Source organism: Faecalicatena contorta, assembly GCF_021531995.1.
In the GTDB taxonomy this organism is placed as follows: Bacteria; Bacillota; Clostridia; order Lachnospirales; family Lachnospiraceae; genus Dorea_A; species Dorea_A contorta_A.
Genome location: NZ_JAFBIZ010000173.1, coordinates 1 through 3413 on the forward strand (window position 1 = coordinate 1; position 3413 = coordinate 3413).

The 3413-nt window shown below is 42.6% G+C and carries 2 protein-coding genes; both read left to right on the forward strand.

The features are described from left to right. The first annotated feature begins 309 nt into the window (after positions 1–309). Positions 310–732, forward strand: a complete 423-nt coding sequence (locus tag JQM82_RS14675) for a helix-turn-helix transcriptional regulator (RefSeq protein ID WP_235251145.1) — start codon at positions 310–312, stop codon at positions 730–732. 528 nt (positions 733–1260) lie between these two features. Continuing rightward, a complete protein-coding gene (locus JQM82_RS14680) occupies positions 1261–3228 on the forward strand; it encodes an ATP-dependent DNA helicase (protein ID WP_235251146.1) in 1968 nt (655 codons plus the stop codon). The last annotated feature ends 185 nt before the right edge of the window (positions 3229–3413 follow it).

Sequence of the window (3413 nt, forward strand, 5' to 3'; positions counted from 1 at the left end):
CACAACTAAGTAAAAGTCAGCCGCCCGTTTTCGGGCGGCGAATCCACCATTATCTATGACAGGCAGTTAAGCAATCTGATGACAATTCGTGTGAGCAGTCTGGTGACAGCTCATGAAATCATTAACAGTATTTGCATCAATGGAAGCGACTAAAAAAACAAAAAAGTAAGAAGAAACAAAGTGTTGTAATCGTACAGGTTGCAGCACTTTTTTTTTCGACATTTTTCGAAAATGGTAAGACTGTATCAATACGTTCACCGCCATGTTCCGATTTGATTTCTATAGAAACTCAGATCGGAGGAAAAATAAATGGCTTATAACAAAGCAAGCGAAGAACGAAAATGGCATTATTGGAAAGAACGGGAAGAAAAGAAACTGCGTGAACTGGGCATGGACGAAGAGAAGATTCGGAAATTAAGACAGATGGACTGGGAAGATTTTCTGGAAGAACGCAGATACCGGGAACGGTTGGAAGAAACGATGCAGGAGATTGATGCAGGAAAATCAGAGGACGGTGAACCGTTTGCAATGGATGTCCGGGAACTCTTAGAACATGTGGGAGACAGACGATTGTATGAACTGTTAAAGGATACGGAACATCAGACACTGGAGATACTTTTGCTTAGTACATGGGGATATTCAGGAAAAGAAATTGCCAAAATTATGGGAATGGCAGAACAGACTGTTTATACCAAAAGAAACCGTTTGAGAAAAAAATTAAAAAATTTGTAGAAAATTGAATAATAACAGCTTTTCTCGTCGGCTATTTAATAGGCAGGTAAATTTTGCCAGTGTACTTTGACAATCCTATACCAGCATTACAGGTACGTTCCCGTAAGTAGAAGCGTGTCAGGAAGGCGCGAGGACAGATGAAAATGGCAGGAAAGAATAAAAAAATTCTTTGCTGGTGTTTTTGTTTCGAGCGAATCATCTTTAACTGAAACAGGATCGTGGCGGTCTTTTGCGAGGATCACTTACGAGGGGATAATGATACATAGGAACTGCCAGTGAGCAGAGGATGGACTTTGGGTTGTAATCAGCAAGACCTTTAGAAAATCCATGAGCGGTGCAATGCCAAGCATCCGCCTGTAATGTTCCCGTAAGGCAATGGGGAAGTCGAGGACAAATACAACGCCAAAAAACAAAAGTATAAGAAATCAAGGAAGAATGTGTCGTTGATATCAGATACATGCGGCTGTAGGAAGAAATCCTTTACAGCCGTATTGATGTGGTATCAGCACGCATATCAGGTAACAAATTATGTATTACACAAAAGAATATTTAAAAAGAGCGCATCGTGAAATTGATACGATCTTCCGGGTACTGTTCCCGGAGCATGGAATGGCAGTAAGGGAAGAACAGATTATGTTATGCCACGAAATGCTGGATAACCTGCTGGGAAGAAACATAGCACTGTGTGATGCGGGTGTCGGTATCGGCAAGACGTATGCCTATCTGGTGGCCTGTGTTCTGATGAGAAAATATTCTCTCCTTGCAGAAGGATGTTCCCCTTATGAGCAGCGTCCGGTCGTGATATCCACTTCCAGCATTGCGCTCCAGAAAGCAATTCTTACGGAATATATCCCCTTTCTCTCCCGGATTCTTCAAGAGAACGGGACGATTCAGACTCCTATCAAAGCTGTGATACGAAAAGGAAAAGAGCATTTTGTCTGCGATGAGAGGTTGATGCAACGAATCGTTGCAATCGAAGGGAAAAACAAAAATGCGTTGCAGAAAGAAGCTCTGCTGTCGTTAAAAGAACATTATGATATGGATGAAGTGTCTAATTTAAGTGGGTTTGACCGAAGGATGGTGAATGTACCCAAGTTCTGTTCGGGAGACTGCCAGAAAAGAGGCTCATGCAGGTATCAGCAGTATCTGGAACACTCCAGAGATAATGAAATGTTCATTCAGATTTGCAATCACAATTATCTGCTAGCTGATGGTTATCATAGGTTGCAGGATTATCGTCCGTTATTAAAAGACTACAGTGCATTGATTGTTGATGAAGCACACAAGCTGCCGAATGCAGCAAAGCAGATGTTCGGCAAGAGCCTGTGTTATGACAATATCCGGGAAATCTGCTTTTATCTTGGGAAAGAGTACCAAGGCCCAGAGATAAGAAAACTGTCCGGGACGATCCGTATGGTGCTGGATATCATAGGAGAAAATCACAGAACCAGATATGGGATAAAAGAAGAATTCCACATGACAGAAGAGTGTGCAATGTATTTATATGAGGGGATACAGACCATGAATAAGATCATAGAAAAATTAGAAAAGAAGATTCCGAAGTGGATCAGAAACAAGCTGGAAGAAACCAGAAGTGTGTTGGAATGCTTTTCCCATCAGGATAAGAAGTATGTACTGCATCTGAAGCAGGATCATGATCACAGGATTATATTGTGTGCATCCAGCAGACGGATTCCACAGTATCTGGACCAGATGTTATGGAGCAGAGGAATGGGAGCGATTCTTACAAGCGGAACTTTAAAAACCGGACAGGGATTTTCCCATATTCGGAAAATGACAGGACTACAGGGAGCACGGAGAGTCCGGGAATATGTGGCAGACTCCCCGTTTGAATATCAGAAGAACTGTCTGTTATATCTGCCAAAGAATTTGAAAAAATGTAGAAGGGGAAGTCAGGAAGAGGCAGAGATGATAGCAGATCATGTCCATTCACTGATCTGTTCGACTTACGGCCATACGCTGGTGCTGTTCACGTCTTATCATTTGATGGGAAACGTTTACCAGATGTTAAGGGATGAAATTCCGTTCCCGATGATAGAGGTGTGGAGACATTCACCGGAAGAAATCACAAGATTTAAACAGATGGACAATGCTGTCCTTTTTGCAGCCGGCTCCTGCTGGGAAGGAGTAGACTTCCCCGGAGATATGGTATCCTCGTTAATCATTGTAAGACTGCCCTTTGCTGTTCCTGATCCCATCAGCGAAGCACAGAAGAAAGAATATGCCAGCCTGAAAGATTATATTCAGGCAGTGATTGTTCCAGACATGCAGAAAAAACTAAGACAGGGATTCGGACGGGCTCTCCGCACCGAGACAGATACTTGTGTCGTGTCAATTTTAGACGAGCGTGCAGGAGAAGGTGGTAGGTATCATAAGGAAGTGATGTGTGCGCTTCCGAGCTGCAAGATGGCAAAAGATATCAAGGATGTCCAGCACTTTATCCGAAACCGAAAAGGCGTGGAATACTACCTGTAACCGTTCGTGGTTCTGCTATAGAAAAAGCAGATTTAACATGAAAAGTTTGGTGGTATTTCAAGAGCGCAGGATTCATTCAGAATTACGGGAATGGGAATTATCTATCTGGAGCATGGAGTTGTGAGCTACAATGCAGATGCTATGTCCATTCATGACAATTTTATTGCAGAGTGTGGCAATTGTAT